General features: G+C 73.4%; 14 protein-coding genes. 12 read left to right on the top strand and 2 right to left on the bottom strand.

Translation table 11 applies throughout. The annotated features are described in order from the left end of the window. Positions 1–185 precede the first annotated feature (185 nt). From ACZ4M8_RS08900 to ACZ4M8_RS08880, 5 genes are all read left to right on the top strand, one after another. Positions 186–1,523, top strand: a complete 1,338-nt coding sequence (locus ACZ4M8_RS08900) for a DUF6716 putative glycosyltransferase (RefSeq protein WP_467604663.1) — start codon at positions 186–188, stop codon at positions 1,521–1,523. 53 nt (positions 1,524–1,576) lie between these two features. Beyond that, positions 1,577–2,875 (top strand): cytidylyltransferase domain-containing protein, encoded by a 1,299-nt coding sequence (locus ACZ4M8_RS08895; RefSeq protein ID WP_467604662.1) that lies wholly within the window; start codon positions 1,577–1,579, stop codon positions 2,873–2,875. Positions 2,876–2,941: 66 nt separating this feature from the next. After that, positions 2,942–3,871 carry an N-acetylneuraminate synthase family protein gene (locus tag ACZ4M8_RS08890; RefSeq protein WP_467604660.1) on the top strand — a complete coding sequence of 310 codons (930 nt, stop codon included), beginning with the start codon at positions 2,942–2,944 and terminating at the stop codon, positions 3,869–3,871. A gap of 124 nt (positions 3,872–3,995) precedes the next feature. Next, positions 3,996–5,276, top strand: a complete 1,281-nt coding sequence (locus ACZ4M8_RS08885; RefSeq protein WP_467605329.1) for a hypothetical protein — start codon at positions 3,996–3,998, stop codon at positions 5,274–5,276. A gap of 185 nt (positions 5,277–5,461) precedes the next feature. Further along, positions 5,462–6,742, top strand: a complete 1,281-nt coding sequence (locus ACZ4M8_RS08880; protein ID WP_467605326.1) for an amidohydrolase — start codon at positions 5,462–5,464, stop codon at positions 6,740–6,742. A gap of 226 nt (positions 6,743–6,968) precedes the next feature. On the opposite strand, the gene ACZ4M8_RS08875 is transcribed toward ACZ4M8_RS08880, so the two are convergent. Beyond that, the gene (locus ACZ4M8_RS08875; protein WP_467604657.1) at positions 6,969–7,583 is read right to left on the bottom strand and encodes a hypothetical protein; all 615 of its coding nucleotides are present in this window, start codon (positions 7,581–7,583) and stop codon (positions 6,969–6,971) included. A gap of 139 nt (positions 7,584–7,722) precedes the next feature. After that, on the bottom strand, positions 7,723–8,685 hold the full coding sequence (locus ACZ4M8_RS08870) for a helix-turn-helix domain-containing protein (protein ID WP_467604655.1): 963 nt from the start codon (positions 8,683–8,685) through the stop codon (positions 7,723–7,725). Between the two features lie 252 nt (positions 8,686–8,937). On the opposite strand from ACZ4M8_RS08870, the gene ACZ4M8_RS08865 reads away from it, so the two are divergent. The 7 genes from ACZ4M8_RS08865 to ACZ4M8_RS08835 all read left to right on the top strand — a co-directional run bounded on the left by ACZ4M8_RS08865 (position 8,938) and on the right by ACZ4M8_RS08835 (position 17,533). Further along, positions 8,938–9,828, top strand: coding sequence for an alpha/beta hydrolase (locus ACZ4M8_RS08865; RefSeq protein WP_467604653.1), 891 nt, complete (start codon positions 8,938–8,940; stop codon positions 9,826–9,828). Between the two features lie 387 nt (positions 9,829–10,215). Beyond that, positions 10,216–11,247, top strand: coding sequence for a BMP family lipoprotein (locus ACZ4M8_RS08860; RefSeq protein WP_467604652.1), 1,032 nt, complete (start codon positions 10,216–10,218; stop codon positions 11,245–11,247). A gap of 120 nt (positions 11,248–11,367) precedes the next feature. Further along, on the top strand, positions 11,368–12,990 hold the full coding sequence (locus ACZ4M8_RS08855; protein WP_467605324.1) for an ABC transporter ATP-binding protein: 1,623 nt from the start codon (positions 11,368–11,370) through the stop codon (positions 12,988–12,990). Continuing rightward, positions 12,987–14,147, top strand: coding sequence for an ABC transporter permease (locus ACZ4M8_RS08850; protein WP_467604650.1), 1,161 nt, complete (start codon positions 12,987–12,989; stop codon positions 14,145–14,147). Before ACZ4M8_RS08855 ends, ACZ4M8_RS08850 begins: the two co-directional genes overlap by 4 nt. Further along, positions 14,144–15,427: an ABC transporter permease gene (locus ACZ4M8_RS08845; protein ID WP_467604648.1), complete on the top strand. Its 1,284-nt coding sequence runs from the start codon at positions 14,144–14,146 to the stop codon at positions 15,425–15,427. The genes ACZ4M8_RS08850 and ACZ4M8_RS08845 overlap by 4 nt, the downstream gene beginning before the upstream one ends. Next, positions 15,424–15,825, top strand: coding sequence for a cytidine deaminase (locus tag ACZ4M8_RS08840; RefSeq protein WP_399086784.1), 402 nt, complete (start codon positions 15,424–15,426; stop codon positions 15,823–15,825). The genes ACZ4M8_RS08845 and ACZ4M8_RS08840 overlap by 4 nt, the downstream gene beginning before the upstream one ends. Positions 15,826–16,255: 430 nt before the next feature. Then, positions 16,256–17,533, top strand: a complete 1,278-nt coding sequence (locus ACZ4M8_RS08835) for a thymidine phosphorylase (protein ID WP_467604645.1) — start codon at positions 16,256–16,258, stop codon at positions 17,531–17,533. Positions 17,534–17,820: the final 287 nt, after the last annotated feature.

The following is a 17,820-nucleotide window of genomic DNA, read 5'->3' as shown; positions in this document are numbered from 1 at the left end:
GGGTGACGTTAGGGGCGGCGCCGCCATTCGTCTTTACCGGCGGCGGACGGCACGGTGAACGAAGAATGGCGGGACGGTTAACCGGCCCGATCCGGCGCCCGGTTCGCCATTCGGCGACCGGCTGTTAACCCTTTGTTGCGCGGTGGTTGGCCCGCCGAACGAAATGGATTCCTAGCGTCATCGACGTGCCCTCACGTACCCCTTCTACGCCGCGGGTCGCGGTACTCGCCGATTCGGACACCCGGTGGAAATGGGGCGCTTCGACAGCGTACCGAATCCACCCGGAGGCCCGGCTCGACGGCTACCTCTTGCGCGGTCGAGCCACCCCCACGGTCCGCCAGCTCCACGAGGTCGGCGCCCGCGCCGAGACGCTGCGCGAGATCCGCGGCATCGACTTCCTCGACCTGATGCGCGGTGACGGCGGATCCGCCGAGCCGTACGACACCCTCGTCCTCGCGCTGGTCGGCGGCGGTGTCCAGGCGATGCTGCACGGACTGGCCCGCGCCTGGGAGGGCACCGACCGCCGCCCCGCCGTCGTCACCGGCTACGTCGGCGTGGTCTACGAGAAGCTCGCCGACGGACTGCTGCTGCGCCACGGCGCGGACGTCGTCCTCGCCAACTCCCGGCACGACGCGGACCGTTTCCGCGCCGTCTACCGCGGCGTCGGCGCCGACGACTCGGCCGTCACCGAATGTGCCCTGCCGTTCCTCGGCGGCGCCCCCTACACCGGTGAACACTCCCCGTACACCGTGGTGTTCGCCGCCCAGCCGTCCGTGCCGGACAACCGCGCCGACCGGGCGTACCTGCTGCGCCGCGCCGTCGAGCACGCCCGCAAGCACCCCGCCCGCGAGGTGCTGATCAAGCTCCGCAGCAAGCCGGGCGAGCACACCACGCACATCGAGGAGCTGCCGTACCAGAAGCTGGCGGCGAAGGTCCCCGGCGGCCTGCCCGCCAACTGCCGCCTGGTGTACGGGAACATGGGCGAGGTCCTGGACCGCACCGACCTGATGGTCACGGTCTCCTCGACCGCCGCGCTGGAGTCGCTGCACCGCGGCGTGCCCACCGCCGTCCTCACCGACCTCGGCATCCGTGAGGTCCTGGGCAACCACCACTTCCTCGGCTCCGGCTGCCTCGCCTCCTGGGACGAGCTCGACGCCGGGCACCGTCCCGAGCCCGACGCCGGCTGGCTCGCCCGCCAGGGCGTCTGCGCCGACGGCGGCTACGGGCGGGCCTTCGACGCGGTCCGCGAGAAGGTCGCGGCCCTGCACGCCGCGGGCCCGCTGCCGCCCCTCGCGCCGTACTACACACCGCGCACCGCCCCCGGCTACCTCCCCGGCATCCTCGCCCGGCACGGTCTCGACGCCCGCGGCGTGCCCGTCGCCGGGTACGCGCCGGAGGGCCGCGAGGCGCCCGGCGGGCTGCGCGCAGCCGCCCGCACCGCGGTCCGCGAGGCCGCCCGCGGCGCCTACCGCCACGGCGTCCAGCGCGTCGCGCCCGCCATCCGCCGCTGGGGGCAGCTGTGACCGTTCCGCCCGTCCGCCAGGGGAGCCCGCGCGGCCCCCGGAAGGAGCCCGCCATGCCGCACCGCCCGCCCGCCTCCCCGCCCGTCGTGGTGGCCGTCATCCCCGCGCGCGGCGGTTCCAAGGGCGTGCCCGCCAAGAACCTCGCGGCCGTCGGCGGCGTCCCGCTGGTCGCCCGCGCGGTCCGCGCCTGCCGCGCCGCCCGCCTGATCACCGACGTCGTGGTCTCCACCGACGACGACGCCATCGCGGCGGCCGCCCGCGGCGCCGGCGCCGTCGTCGTCCGCCGCCCCGGCGCCATCGCCGGCGACACCGCCACCAGCGAGGCCGCCGTGCTGCACGCCATGGACGCGTACGAGGCCGAGCGCGGCACCCGGGTCGACGCGGTGCTGCTGGTCCAGTGCACCAGCCCGTTCCTCACCGCCGAGGACGTCGACGGCGTCGCCTCCGCCGTCGTCGAGGGCGGCGCCGACACCGCGCTGACCGTCGCCCCCTTCCACGGCTTCGTCTGGCGCGACGCCGACACCATGGCCGAGGCCGCCGGCGCCCTGGAGGACGGCGCGCTGGAGGCGGCCGCCGGCGCCGCCCCGGCCGGCCGCCGCGCCACCGCCACCGCCGTCGCCCCGTCCGGCGGCTACGGCGTCAACCACGACAAGTCCTTCCGCCCGCGCCGCCAGGACCGCCCCCAGGACCTGCTGGAGACCGGCGCCGCCTACGCCATGGACGCCGCCGGCTTCCGCGCCGTCGGCCACCGCTTCTTCGGCCGCACCGAACCGGTCCGCACCGACCCGGCGCGCGTCCTGGAGATCGACGACCCGCACGACCTGGCCCGCGCCCGCGCCCTCGCACCGCTCCTCGACGGGGCGCGGCCCGGCGCACTGCCCGGCGCGGACGACATCGACGCGGTCGTCATGGACTTCGACGGCACCCAGACCGACGACCGGGTGCTGATCGACGCGGAGGGGCGGGAGTTCGTCTCCGTCCACCGCGGTGACGGCCTCGGCATCGCCGCGCTCCGCAAGGCGGGCCTGAAGCTGCTGATCCTCTCCTCGGAGCGCAACCCGGTGGTCGCCGCCCGCGCCCGCAAGCTCCGTATCCCCGTCCTGCACGGCATCGACCGCAAGGACCTCGCCCTCAAGCAGTGGTGCGAGGAGTCCGGCGTCGCGCCCGAGCGGGTGCTCTACGTCGGCAACGACGTCAACGACCTGCCCTGTTTCGACGTCGTCGGCTGGCCCGTCGCCGTCGCCGGGGCGCACGACGTGGTGCGCGGCGCGGCCCGCGCCGTCACCGCCACACCCGGAGGCAGCGGCGCCGTCCGCGAGATCGCCTCCTGGCTCCTGGGCCCGTCCCTCTGAACACCCGGAACCGAACCGCACCCCGGGCACCGCGCCCGGCACCCACCACACACGAAGGACCTCCCCATGAGCGGCAACTCCCGTATCCGCAACCTCGGCAACCGCGAGGCCGGCCCCGGCCGCCCCGTCTACGTCACCGGCGAGATCGGCATCAACCACAACGGCGACCTGGAGAACGCGTTCGCGCTGATCGACGCCGCCGCCGACGCCGGCTGTGACGCCGTGAAGTTCCAGAAGCGGACCCCGGAGATCTGCACCCCGCGCGACCAGTGGGACATCGAGCGCGACACCCCCTGGGGCCGGATGACGTACATCGACTACCGCCACCGCGTCGAGTTCGACGAGGAGGGCTACCGCGCGATCGACGAGTACTGCAAGAAGCGGAACATCGCGTGGTTCGCCTCCCCCTGGGACGTCGAGTCCGTCGCCTTCCTGGAGAAGTTCGACGTCCCCTGTTACAAGGTGGCCTCCGCCTCCCTCACCGACGACGAGCTGCTGCGCGCCATGCGCGCCACCGGCCGCACCGTCATCCTCTCGACGGGCATGTCCACCCCGAAGCAGATCCGGCACGCCGTCGAGGTCCTGGGCAGCGACAACATCCTGCTCTGCCACGCCACGTCCACGTACCCGGCGAAGGCGGAGGAGCTGAACCTCCGGATGATCAACACCCTCCAGGACGAGTACCCGAACGTCCCGATCGGCTACTCCGGCCACGAGACCGGCCTGCAGACCACCCTCGCCGCCGTCGCCCTCGGCGCCACCTTCGTCGAGCGCCACATCACCCTCGACCGCGCGATGTGGGGCTCCGACCAGGCCGCCTCCGTCGAGCCGCAGGGCCTGTCCCGCCTCGTCCGCGACATCCGCACCATCGAGGAGTCCCTCGGCGACGGCGTCAAGAAGGTCTACGAGAGCGAGCTGGGCCCGATGAAGAAGCTCCGCCGGGTCGCCGGCGTCGTCGCCGAGGCGGAGGCCGTCCAGACCCCGGCCGCGGTCTGACCGGCCCGGGAAACGGCGGGACACCACCGTGAGCGCATCCGAAGGCCCCCGCGCCGAGCCGCCCGCGCCCGGCGCGGCGGCCCCGCCCCGGGAGGCGGCGGGCACCCCCCGCCGGCTCCCGGGGGTGCCCCGCCCCCGCGACCGCGCCGCCACCGGCGCCACCGCCCTGCCCCCGGCCACCCTCGCCTTCGTCGAAAGCCCGGTCCAGCTCCTCAACGTGCTGGAGTGGGCCTACGAAGAAGGGGGTGCGGGCGGCCCGGACGGCGCCGGGACACCGGCCGCCCCGGCACCCGGCGCGGCTTCCGGCCCGGCGGCCACCGGCGCCCCGGCCGGCCCGCCGCCCGCCGCGCCCCCGGTCGCCCCGGGGCACATCGGCGGGCCCGCAGCCGTCGCCTCCCCGGGGCACGGCCCCGGCAGCCGGGCGCCCGGCTCCGTCCCCCTCACCGTCGTCGTGCTCTCCCCGCACGACCCGATGACCCGCGGGCAGCTGCGCCGGATGGCCGAACTCGCCCGCGAGGAGGGGCACACCGTCCGCTGGGAGGACGCCCGGGGCGGTGCCACCGCCCCCGTCCGGACCATCGGCGGCCTCGCCCCGCTGCTCCGCCGCGCCGAACGCATCGTCATCGGCGACCCCTTCTCCCGCTACGTCCAGCTGCTGCTCACCCTCGCCCGCGCCCGTGACCTGGTCGTCGTCGACGACGGCACCGCGACGATGGAGTTCATCGCCCAACTGGCGCGCGGGGAGCGGCTGGTGCGCTGGCACCGGCACGGCAGCGGCCGGGGGGCGCGCGATCTGGTCTTCGCGCCGTTCGCACGGGCCGCGCGCCGCCGTCTCACCCCGGCGCCGGACGGTGGCCGCCGCACCGTCGGCGTCTTCAGCTCCATGCCGGTCGAGGCGCCGCCCGGCGTCCGCATCGCCACCAACGCCTTCGCCTGGACCCGCCGCCGTTTCGGCCCGCCGCGGCTGACCCGCGCCGCCGACATCGTCGGCACCTCCCTCGTCGAGACCGGCGTCGTCGACACCGACCGCTACCTGGAGGCCGTCGCCCGCCTCGCCCGTACGCACGGCGCCACCCGCTACTTCGCCCACCGCCGCGAGCACACCGACAAGCTCCACCGTCTCGCCACCGAGACCGGTCTGGAGGTGGTCCGCCCCGATCTGCCCCTGGAGCTGATCGCCCGCCGCGGGCCGATCGGCCGGCTGATCGTCAGCTTCCCCTCGACGGTCGTGCACACCCTGCCGCTCGCCCTCGTCGGCACCGGCGTCCGCGTCGCGGTCTGCGACGTCGACCCCGCCTGGCTGACCAGCCGCGCCTCGCCCCGCGCCCAGGGCTTCCTCGACGACGTCACCGGCACCGCCCGGGGCGTCGACCGGCTGCCCCCGGGGCGGCCGGAGCCGGAATGAGCGGACGGCCCCGGGCGGCGGCGCGGCGCTGCCCGGGTCGGTGCGAAAACCAGAGGAAGTACCCCACCACCGGGTCATCCATGCGGCGTACGGCCCGAAAATCTTCCCCTGACGGGCTGAACTTTTGTTGATCCAGGGACAGTTGCCCCCGCCGGGACCGTAACCTTCCCGGCGTGAACCAACTGATGTACCCTGCCGCCGCCCCTGACCCCGCCGACCCGCAGGACCTGCTCCCCGGAGCACTCTCCGAGGCGTTGCACACCGAACTCATCGCCTTCCGCCGCGACCTGCACATGCACCCCGAGCTGGGTAATCAGGAGTTCCGCACCACCGAGGCGATCCGCGGCCGACTGGAGGCGGCCGGGCTGCGGCCCCGGGTGCTGTCCGTCGGCACCGGCCTCATCTGCGACATCGGCACCGACCCGGCCGACCCCGCCCGCGGCGCCACCGGGGCGGACGGCTCCACCGGTACCGCCGCCGCCCGCCCGCTGCTGGCCCTGCGCGCCGACATCGACGCGCTGCCCATCCCGGACACCAAGACGGTCGCGTACCGCTCCACCGTCCCTGACCGCGCGCACGCCTGCGGCCACGACGTCCACACCACCGTCGTCCTCGGCGCCGGACTGGTCCTCGCCGACCTCGCCCGCCGGGGCCTGCTGCCGTACCCGGTCCGGCTGCTCTTCCAGCCCGCCGAGGAGGTGCTGCCCGGCGGTGCTCCCGACGCCATCGAGTCCGGCGCCCTGGACGGCGTCGGCCGCATCCTCGCCGTCCACTGCGATCCGCGCGTCGACGCCGGACGCATCGGCCTGCGCACCGGACCGATCACCTCCGCCTGCGACCGCCTGGAGGTCACCCTCGACGGTCCCGGCGGCCACACCGCCCGCCCGCACCTGACCACCGACCTGGTCACCGCCGCCGCCCGGGTGGCCGTCGACGTCCCCGCGCTCGTCGCCCGCCGCGTCGACGCCCGCTCCGGTCTCGCCGTCACCTGGGGCCGTCTCGACGCCGGGCACGCCTGCAACGTCATCCCGCAGCACGCCGAACTCTCCGGCACGGTCCGCTGCCTCGATCTGGACGCCTGGCGGCGCGCCCCCGACCTCGTCCACGCCGCCATCGACGAGATCGCCACCCTGCACGGCGCGAAGTCGCAGATCACCTACGTCCGCGGCGTCCCGCCCGTCGTCAACGAAGCCACCTCCGCGCAGTTGCTGCACGACGCGATGACCGCCCGCTGCGGCCCCGCGTCCGTCGAGTCCACCGAACAGTCCCTGGGCGGCGAGGACTTCTCCTGGTACCTGGAGCAGGTCCCGGGCGCCATGGCCCGCCTCGGCGTCCGCGCCCCCGGCAGCAACGACCGCCACGACCTGCACCGCGGCGACTTCGACGTCGACGAGTCCGCCATCCGCACCGGCGTCGAACTCTTCACCGCCGCGGCCCTGCTGTCCGGCGCGGCCCCGCTGCTCTGATCCCGTAGCCGTAGCCGTAGCCGTAGCCGTAGCCGCTCCGCAGCGCTTCGCCCCGCCGATCGTCCGGTCGACGGGGCGAAGCGCTGGTCCGGACGGGTGCCGGGAGACCGCACCGGGGCCCGGCGAGCCGCTGCCAGCAGTGGCCGGGCACGCCACCGGTCCCGTCGCCGACGAGGGCCCCGCCCCGGCCGGCGGACGGTCACCGGATCTGCGGACGGCCCCGGGCCTACGGGTGGTACTTCTCCGCGACGACCTCGGCGGCGCCGAGCTCGGCGTTCAGGGTGACGCGGACGGTGACGCTGTTGGTCCTGGCGGCCGTCTCCAGCTGCTCCACGTCGCACTTGTAGGTGCCGAAGCCCTCCTTGTCGATGGCGACGTTGCCCTCGGGGTCGCCGCAGATCGCGGCCGCGCCGAGCACCTTCGTGGCGTTGGAGACGAGGAACGCCTGGTCCATGCCGCCGCTGTCGGGCTTGACGATCAGCTTTCCGGGCGCGAGGTAGGACAGCTTCCCGACGAGCGTCCGCGCCTGCCCCGGCGCGGTGCCGCCGCCGGTGGACCCGCCGCCCGCCGCGGACCCGCCGCCTCCGGTCGTGGAGTGCGCGCCGGCCCCCGTGCTCCGCGCCGACCCCTTGCCGCCGTCCTGCCCCTGCCCGTCGGAGCCGCCCGCGGACTGCGACCGGTCCGCTTCCTGAAGGGCCGACGAGGAGTTGACCTTGCCCACCCCCGTGTCGCTCTGCCCGCAGGCGGTGAGCGATGTCCCCAGCGCCGCCGCGGCGGCCACGGCGAGGGCGATACGGCGGGCGGCGCGACCGCGGAAGCGGTGGGCGGTGGCGGTGATCATCATGGGCTCCCGATGCAGTGGCGTGGGCGTCTCGTTCCCGGACGATCACCACTCTGGGAGAGCGGCCTGCCGTTCTGCTAACAGGCCGCTAATGGGTTCCGCACGGCCCGGTCGGGCACGGGCCGGGGGAGCCGGGCCCTCAGCGCCGGTTCCCGTCGCTTCCGCCGCGCCGACCTTCACGATCCCCGCGCTGACCCTCACGATCCCCGCGATCCCCGCGATCCGCGTCCGTGCGGGGCGGGCCGCCGGACGGCGCGGGGGCGGAGCCCGCCGTCGCCCAGGAGGCCAGGATGCGCAGGCCGTCGTGGGTCGGGGTGCCGGGTTCGGCGGTCCAGACGACCAACTGCTGATCCGGGTCGTGGGCGCAGGCGAGAGCGTCCCAGTCGAGCGTCAGATCACCGGTGACGGGGTGGCGCAGGACCTTGCTGCCCCGGGTCCGCGCGGCGACGTGGTGCTCGCCCCACCAGCGGCGGAAATCCGCGTCCTTTATCGACAGCTCGCCGACGAGCGCCGCCATGCGCGGATCATCCGGATTGCGTCCCGCCTCCATACGGAGCATCGCCACGCACGATCGAGCGGTGCCCTCCCAATCCGCGTGGATTTCCCTCATGGCCGGGTCCGAGAAAACCAGCCACGCGTAATTCCGCTGTTTCTGCACAAGCGCCGAGAAATCGGTGAGCAGCGCGGCGGCCATCGGATTCCAGGCGAGTACGTCCATGCGGCGGCCGAGGACGAGAGCCGGGCTCACCGGCAGTTCGCCGAGCAGCCGCCGCAACTGGGGGTGGGCCTGTTGCACGGCCTGTCCGCGCGGTTTCGCGGTGGCCTTCCCGGCCAGTTCGAAAAGGTAGGCGCGCTCCTGGTCGTCCAGGTCGAGCACCCGGGCGAGGGCGGTCAGGACCGGGGCGGATGCCTGCCTGCGGCCCTGTTCGAGCCGGGTGTAGTAGTCGGTGCTGATCGAGGCGAGCAGGGCCACCTCCTCACGGCGCAGCCCTTTGACGCGCCGGCCCGCCCGGGTCTCCGGGAGCCCGGCGGCCCGGGGGGAGACCTCGGCCCGGCGAGCCTTCAGAAATTCCCCCAACGCGTTCGCATCGCTGCTTCCCATACCGACAAGTGTGCCAGCGGAAGGCTCGGGGAGAGGGGGCCAACTCTGTCCCTGGACCGTGTTGTCCGGGGACGCGGCCGTCCCATTGTGGGAGGGCGGACGGGGTGCGACGGTGAATGAGGCAGCCGGTGAGGTAAGGAATCGGTTTCCGAAGGTCCCGGAAACCGCGTACCGGAGGGTCACGAATTCCCTGCCCGGCCCATCGGTGATCTCCCCGCAGAAATCCCCCCCGTGAAAGAAAAGGCGAAGGATATGAAGACCGACGTTACCTTTCCCAGCAGCGGCATGAACCTGGCCGGACACCTCTACGCCCCCGAGGGCCGCGCCGAGGGCGACCGCCTCCCCGCACTCGTGATCGGCCACCCGACGACCGGGGTGAAGGAGCAGGCGCCCGCTTCGTACGCGCCCCGGCTCGCTGCCGCGGGCTATCTGGTGCTCACCTTCGACGCCGCCTACCAGGGCGCCAGCGAGGGCGAACCGCGTGGTCTGGAGGACCCGTTCCAGCGCGCCGAGGACTTCCGCAACGCCGTCACCTACCTGACCACCCGCGCCGATGCCGACCCCGAGCGCATCGGCGTCCTCGGCATCTGCGGCTCCGGAGGCTACGCCCCCTACGCCGCCCAGACCGACCACCGTATGAAGGCCGTGGCCACCGTCAGCGCCGCCGATGTGCCGGCCTTCTTCCGGAGCGCCGACCCCGAGGGCTTCCGGCAACTCGTCGAGGAATCCGGGCGGGCGCGCACCCAGGAGGCGCTCGGCGGGCCGGTCCGGATGGTTCCGGTACTGCCCGACACGGTCGACGACTCCACCCCGGCGTTGGTACGCGAGTTCCACGACTACTACCGGACGCCCCGGGCCCGGCACCCCCGCTCCGTCGGCGCGTACGCACTGCGCAGCGCCGACCTGCTGGATCAGTACGACTCCTACGCCGAGGTCCACAAGATCGCCCCGCGCCCGCTCCTGATGATCGCCGGCTCCCGGGCCGAGACCCTGCCCTTCAGCAGCGCCGCCGTGGAGAAGGCCGGTGCCACCGCCGAGTTGTTCCTCGTCGACGGCGCCACCCACGTCGACCTCTACGACCGGGACGAGGCCGTCACCCCCGCCGTCACCAAGCTGATCGCCTTCTTCGGCAAGCACCTCTGACACCCCGGCCCGACGCCCACACGAACACACGCTCCTCCGCAAGGGCACCTCGGCGCCCCGGGTTCCCCGGGGCGCCGCTGCGAGCCGGCCGCGCGCCCCGGGCCCGGTGTCGCGTCCGGGCGGCCCGGGACCGCCCGCCGGCCTGCGCCTCCGCGCGGCCGGCGGGCCCGGCCGCGCGGCCTCCTCGCCTCCGGCGCGGGCGACGTGTTCGGCACGGATGTCCTGCCGGCGCGGGTAACCGCTCATGATCGGCCTCCTTCCCCCCGCCCACCTTCCACGACGAATCGATAACGGCAGCGCCGTAGAGGGTTTTGCGCCATGTCTACGCGCGTTAATCTCCCGCTAAGCCGGAGCCACAGGGGGCTCCGGGAGCGAAGGGAAGGCCCCGTGCGTCGGGTCACCAGGATTGCCGCCGCGGCCAGTGCCACCGCGGTTCTCGCGCTCACGGCCACCGCGTGCGGGCAGAGCTTCGCCGAGGCCAACCGCGCCAAGCACGCGGGCGTCGGACTCGCCTTCGACATCGGTGGCCGCGACGACCACTCGTTCAACGAGGCGGCCGCGCGGGGTACGGAGAACGCCCGCAAGGATCTCGGCGTCGACGTCAAGATGCTCACGGCGAAGAACGGCGAGACCGAGGCCGACCGCGAGCAGCGGCTGACGTCGTTCGCGGAGGCCGGGTACAACCCCGTCATCGGCGTCGGCTTCGCCTACAGCCAGTCGGTGCAGAACGTCGCGAAGGACTTCCCGGACACCACGTTCGGCGTGGTCGACGCGGTGCCGACGGGTAAGAACGTCGATGCGATGGTCTTCGCCGAGCACGAGGGTTCGTATCTGGCGGGCGTCGCCGCGGCGCTGAAGAGCAAGAGCCACAAGGTCGGCTTCATCGGCGGGGTGAACAACGCGCTGATCCAGAAGTTCCAGGCCGGATTCGAGCAGGGGGTGCGCGCCACCGACCCGAAGGCCAAGGTCGTCTCGCAGTACCTCTACCCGAACAACGACAAGGGCTTCAACGACCCGGCGGCGGCGAAGGCCAAGGCGTCCGGCATGCTCGACAGCGGTATCGACGTGATCTACTCCGCGGCCGGTCAGTCCGGCGCCGGGTCCATCGAGGCGATCAGCAAGCGCAAGGGCGCCTGGGCGATCGGCGTCGACTCCGACCAGTACCAGCAGGCGGGCCTGGCGAAGTACCGCGACTGCATCCTCACGTCCGTCGTGAAGAACGTCGACGTCGCCGTGTACGACCTGATCAAGAGCGTCGAGGACGGGAAGCCGCTGACCGGCATCCACGCCTACGACCTCAAGAAGAACGGCGTCAAGCTCGCCACGTCCGGCGGCTTCATCAAGGACATCCAGCCGCAGATCGACGCGGCCCGGAAACAGATCGTCGAGGGCAAGGTGAAGGTCAAGGAGACGCCGTAGCCCGGGACGGCGCACCCCGGTGGCCCGGTCGGGGCCCCGGGGCCGACCGCCGTGCCCCTCCGTGACCCTCGCGCGTCACACCCGCCCCTTCCGCTCCTTCATCCCCGAGGGGAGTGCGTCATCAACGCAGCAGCCACGAGCAGCGCCCCGGCCCGGCCGGACGCCCCTGCCGTAGAACTCCGCGGAATCACCAAACGGTTCCCGGGCGTCGTCGCCAACCACGACATCCACCTCACCGTCCGCCGCGGCACCGTCCACGCCCTCTGCGGCGAGAACGGCGCCGGCAAATCCACCCTGATGAAGATCCTCTACGGCATGCAGAAGCCGGACGAGGGCACCATCGCGCTGGACGGCACCGTCACCGCGCTGAACACCCCGGCCGACGCCATCGCCCACGGCATCGGCATGGTCCACCAGCACTTCATGCTCGCCGACAACCTCACCGTCCTGGAGAACACCGTCCTGGGCGCCGAGAAACTGCACGGCATCGGCGGGCGCGCCCGCACCCGGATCATGGAGATCTCCGACGCGTACGGCCTCGGCGTCCGGCCCGACGTGCTCGTCGAGGACCTCGGCGTCGCCGACCGGCAGCGGGTGGAGATCCTCAAGGTCCTCTACCGCGGCGCCCGCACCCTCATCCTCGACGAGCCGACCGCGGTACTCGTCCCGCAGGAGGTCGACGCGCTCTTCGCCAACCTGCGGGAGCTGAAGTCCGAGGGCCTGACCGTGCTGTTCATCTCGCACAAGCTGGGCGAGGTGCTGTCGGTCGCCGACGACATCACCGTCATCCGCCGCGGCACCACCGTCGCCTCCGTCGCGCCCGCCGACACCACGCCCAAGCAGCTCGCCGAGCTGATGGTCGGCAGCGAACTGCCCTCGCCCGAGACCCGCGAGTCGACCGTCACGGACGAACCGATGCTCCAGGTCGAGGGGTTGCACCTGTCGGCCACCGACTCCGACGGCGTGGTCCGCACCGTCCTGGACGGCATCGGTTTCACCATCCACAAGGGCGAGGTCCTCGGCGTCGCCGGTGTCGAGGGCAACGGCCAGGCCGAACTGGTCGAGGCGATCATGGGGACCCGCACGCCCGACCGCGGCACCGTCACCCTCGACGGCACCGACCTGTCGGGCACCTCCACCCGCCGCCGCCGCGAGGGCGGCATCGGCTACGTCCCCGAGGACCGCCACCGCCACGGCCTGCTGCTCGAAGCGCCGCTGTGGGAGAACCGCATCCTCGGCCACGTCACCGAACGCCCCAACAGCAAGGGCAAACTCCTCGACCCGGCCGGTGCCCGTAAGGACACCGCGCGGATCGTCGAGGAGTACGACGTGCGCACCCCCGGCATCGAGGTCACCGCCGCCTCGCTCTCCGGCGGCAACCAGCAGAAGCTGATCGTCGGCCGCGAGATGAGCCACCATCCCAAGCTGCTGATCGCCGCGCACCCCACCCGAGGGGTCGACGTCGGCGCGCAGGCGCAGATCTGGGAGCAGATCCGCACGGCCCGCCGTGAGGGCCTGGCCGTCCTGCTGATCTCCGCCGATCTGGACGAGCTGATCGGCCTGTCCGACACCCTGCGGGTGATGTACCGGGGCCGGCTGGTCGCGGACGCGGATCCCGCCGTGATCACCCCGGAGGAGTTGGGCTCCGCCATGACCGGTGCCGCCAGCGGCCACCTCACCGCGGACGGGGACGCCGACGCCGGCGCCCCCGCGTCCGAGCAGACGGGCGGTGACCAGGCATGACCGCCGCCGAACCGACCGCGCGGGGCGCCGCGGGGAGCGCCACCCGCGACAAGCTGATCCTCGCCCTCGCCGCCCCGCTGCTCGCCGTCGTCGCCGCGATAGTGATCAGCTCGCTGGTCTTCCTGGCGTCCGGTGAGAACCCGTTCCGCGCGTACGGGATCATGGCCGATTACGGTCACTACAGCGACAGTCAGGTCTGGATCGTCAACAAGGCGGTCCCGTACTACCTGTCCGCGCTCGCGGTCGCCATCGGCTTCCGGATGAACCTCTTCAACATCGGCGTCGACGGCCAGTACCGTCTCGCGGCGTTCGCCGCCGCGGCGGTCGGCGGCTCGCTGGTGCTGCCCGGCGCGCTCCAGATCGTGCTGCTCATCGTCATCGCGATGCTGGTCGGCGCGGTCTGGTCGGGGATCGCCGGACTGCTGAAGACCACCCGCGGGGTCAGCGAGGTGATCACCACGATCATGCTGAACTCCATCGCGGCGTCGGTCATCGGCTACTTCCTCCAGGACGGCCGCCTCGCGATCAAGGACGGCAACCTCCTGCACACGAAGTTCCTGCCGGAATCCAGCCACTTCTTCTCCTTCCCGACCCACCCCAAGCCGGTCTACGGCTTCGTGGTGATCGCGGTGATCGCCGGAGCCCTCTACTGGTTCCTGCTCTCCCGCACCCGCTTCGGCTTCGACCTGCGGGCCGTCGGCGCCTCCGAACCGGCCGCCGAGGCCAGCGGCGTCAGCGTCAAGCGGATGGTCGTCATCTCGATGCTGCTCTCCGGCGCCGCCGCCGGTCTGGTCGGCATGCCCACCCTGCTCGGCGAGTCCTTCCAGTACGGCACCGACTTCCCGGCGGGCATCGGCTTCACCGGCATCGCCATCGCCCTGCTCGGCCGCAACCACCCGGTCGGCATGGCCTTCGGCGCCCTGCTCTGGGCCTTCCTCGACCGCACCGGCTCCCGCCTGGAGTTCGAGGGCTACGCCCAGGAGATCGTCGGCGTCATCCAGGGCGTCATCGTCCTCTGCGTCGTCATCGCGTACGAACTGGTGCGCCGCTACGGCCTGCGGCTCCAGCAGCGCAAGGTCGGCGAGGAACTGGCCGCGGCCGCCCGCACGCCGGGTGACGCGACCGGCAACAACGACAAGTCGGAGGTGTCGGCGTGAGCGCGGACCTCAAGCCCGCGGCGCAGCCCGCCGCGGCCCCCGCGAAGGGCGGGCGGCGCAGGCTGACCTACCCCTGGATCCTGCTGATCATCGCCGTCGCGCTGCTCGCCGTCTCCGGCCTGCGGGCGCTGACCGGCACCGCGGACCTCACCTCCACCGGCCAGTTCGGTGCCGCGCTCTCCGCCGCCGTACCGATCGGTCTGGCCGGTCTGGGCGGTCTGTGGTCGGAGCGGGCCGGTGTGGTCAACATCGGCCTCGAAGGCATGATGATGCTCGGCTCGTTCGCCGCCGGCTGGATCGGCTGGCAGCACGGGCCGTGGGCGGCGGCAGCCGCGGGCATCGTCGGCGGCGCGCTCGGCGGACTCATCCACGCGATCGCCACCGTCACCTTCGGCGTCGACCACATCGTCTCCGGTGTCGCGATCAACATCCTGGCGCTCGGCGCCACCCAGTACCTCGCCACCCTCTGGTTCGGCCAGGAGGGCAGCGCGGCGCAGGCGGCGGGCGGCAACGACAAGCAGTCGCCGCCGATGCCGGACATGCCGACGTTCACCGTCCCGGGCCTGTCCGACTGGCTCAACTCCGTCGAGGCGCACCACTGGTTCTTCGTCTCCGACCTCGCCGGCATCCTCGGCGCGGCCGTCACCAACGTCTCCTGGCTCACCCTCGGCACCGTCGGCCTCTTCGTCGCCACCTTCTACCTGCTGTGGCGCTCGTCGTTCGGTCTGCGGCTGCGCTCCTGCGGTGAGGCGCCGCTGTCCGCGGAGTCGCTGGGCGTCAACGTCTACGCGTACAAGTACGCGGCGGTGCTGGTCTCCGGCGCGCTCGCCGGGCTCGGCGGCGCGTTCCTCTCCATCGGCGTGCACTTCTACCAGGACGGCCAGACCGGCGGCCGCGGCTACATCGGCCTCGCCACCATGATCTTCGGCAACTGGCGGCCGGGCGGCGTCGCGATGGGCGCCGGACTCTTCGGCTTCATGGACGCGATGCAGCTGCGCAGCGGCGGCCCGACCGTCCACGCGCTGCTGCTGGGTCTGGCCGCGCTGCTCGCCGTCCTCGCCCTGCTGCGGCTGCGTGCCGCCAAGCGGGCGCAGGCGGCCCTCGCCGCGGTCGTCGCCGTGGCGCTGGTGGTCTGGTACGCCGTCGCCGATACGGTGCCGCTGGAGCTGGTCGAGGCCAGCCCGTACATCGCCACTCTGCTGGTGCTCGCGCTCTTCTCGCAGCGGCTGCGGCCGCCGAAGGCGGGGGGCCGGCCCTACCGTCGAGGACAGGGCGCATGACCTCACAGGAGCCGGTCGACTGGACCGCTCTGCGCGCGCGGGCCCGGGACGCGATGTCCCGGGCCTACGCCCCGTACTCCGGGTATCCCGTAGGGGCCGCGGCGCTCGTCGACGACGGCCGTACGGTCATCGGCTGCAACGTCGAGAACGCCTCGTACGGCCTCGGGCTGTGCGCCGAATGCGGTCTGATCTCGGCGCTGTTCGCCACCGGCGGCGGCCGTCTGACGGCGTTCACCTGCGCGGACGCGGCGGGCGAGGTGCTGATCCCGTGCGGCCGCTGCCGCCAGCTGCTGTACGAGCACGGTGGCCCGGAGCTGCTGATCGACACCGTCTCCGGCATCCGCCCGCTCGCCGAGCTGCTGCCGGACCCGTTCGGACCGCAACACCTCGTCGGCTGAGAGCGGTTGGCGCGGCGGACGGCTCGGGGGAGCGGATCCGGGGTTCTCCGGGGGATACCCGGGGCGGGCCGGGGGCGTCCCGGGGTATGTGCGTCGGGACGGGGCCGGGTTCGAGGCGGCTCGGAGCGTGCGGGGCGGGCGCGGCGCCCGGTCGGGCCCCGGAGTGTTGCGGGGCGCGCGGGCGGTGCCTTCGCGCTCGGGACCGTGGTGCTTCGGGCGCCCCGTACCGCCTCGGACCGTGGCACCTCGCCGGGCCGGCTCGCGGCGTCCCTGGGCGTGCGCGCCGGGGTGGCCCCGGCCCGCCCCGCGTCGCCCGACCCTTCCGCCGGGCCACCACCCGTATCCCCGGCGCGCCTTCCGCGCCATCCGGCCTCGCCCCTCCTGTTCTATGCGTGTAGAACAGGAGGCAACCGTTCGAAAGGAAGCCTCCATGGACGTCATCTCCGTCATCCGCACCAAGCGCGACCGCGGCGAGCTGACCGCCGATCAGATCGACTGGGTCATCGGCGCCTACACCCGCGGCGAGGTCGCCCACGAGCAGATGTCGGCCCTGGCCATGGCGATCTTCCTCAACGGTATGAACCGCACGGAGATCGCCCGCTGGACCGCCGCGATGATCAACTCCGGTGAGCGGATGGACTTCTCCTCGCTCACCCGCCCCACCGCCGACAAGCACTCCACCGGCGGTGTCGGCGACAAGATCACCCTGCCGCTCGCCCCGCTGGTCGCCGCCTGCGGCGCCGCCGTCCCGCAGCTCTCCGGACGCGGACTCGGCCACACCGGCGGCACCCTCGACAAGCTGGAGTCCATCCCCGGCTGGCGCGCCCAGCTCACCAACCCCGAGATGCTGGACGTGCTCCGCGACGTCGGCTCCGTCATCTGCGCCGCCGGTGACGGGCTCGCCCCCGCCGACAAGAAGCTCTACGCGCTGCGCGATGTCACCGGAACCGTCGAGGCGATCCCGCTCATCGCCTCCTCGATCATGTCCAAGAAGATCGCCGAGGGGACCGGCTCCCTCGTCCTGGACGTCAAGGTCGGCTCCGGCGCGTTCATGAAGAACCTCGACGACGCCCGTGAACTCGCCTCCACGATGGTGGAGTTGGGCACCGACCACGGCGTACGCACCACCGCGCTGCTCACCGATATGGCCACGCCGCTCGGCCTGACCGCCGGCAACGCCCTCGAAGTCCGCGAATCCGTCGAGGTGCTGGCCGGCGGCGGCCCCCGCGACGTCGTCGACCTGACCCTCGCGCTCGCCCGCGAGATGCTGGACGCGGCCGGACTGCCCGACGCCGACCCGGCCAAGGCGCTCGCCGACGGCTCCGCCATGGACCACTGGCGGCGCATGATCCTCGCCCAGGGCGGCGACCCGGACGCGCCGCTGCCCGTCGCCCGCGAACAGCACACCGTCAACGCCCCCGCCACCGGCATCCTCACCGGCCTCGATGCGTACGCCGTCGGCCTCGCCGCCTGGCGGCTGGGCGCCGGCCGGGCCCGCAAGGAGGACCCGGTGCAGGCCGGGGCCGGTGTCGAACTCCACGCCAAGCCGGGCGACTTCGTCGCCGCCGGACAGCCGCTGCTCACCCTGCACACCGACACCCCCGAGAAGCTCCCCTACGCCCTCGAAGCCCTCGACGGCCACCTCCACGTCGGCCCCGCCGACACGGAGTTCACCGCCGCGTCGGTGGTCCTGGAGCGCGTCGGCTGAGCGGCGCGGGCCGTCTCCCGGGGACGTGGGCGCGGGTCGCTCCCCGGGGGCGGCCGCTTCGCGAGGCGCCCCGCCGCTTCCGGGAAGAGCCTTCGCCCCGGCGCGGTCGCCTCACGCCAGGTGCCGCATCGGCCCGAGCGGTCGCGTGCCCGAGCGGAGCCGGGCCCGCCCTGAGCGTGCCCGGCTCCGCGCAGGGCCCGGCCCGCTCGCCCCACGCCGGAGTGGCGGCGTGGCGGCCCGCCCGGCCCGCCGTCCGCCGTGGCTCGCCGCCCGCGCGGTGCCCGCCG

The organism is Streptomyces sp. NPDC027185 (assembly GCF_055567035.1).
The sequence above is the reverse complement of the archived record's forward strand: the minus strand, read 5'-3'. Positions and strand labels throughout refer to the sequence as shown.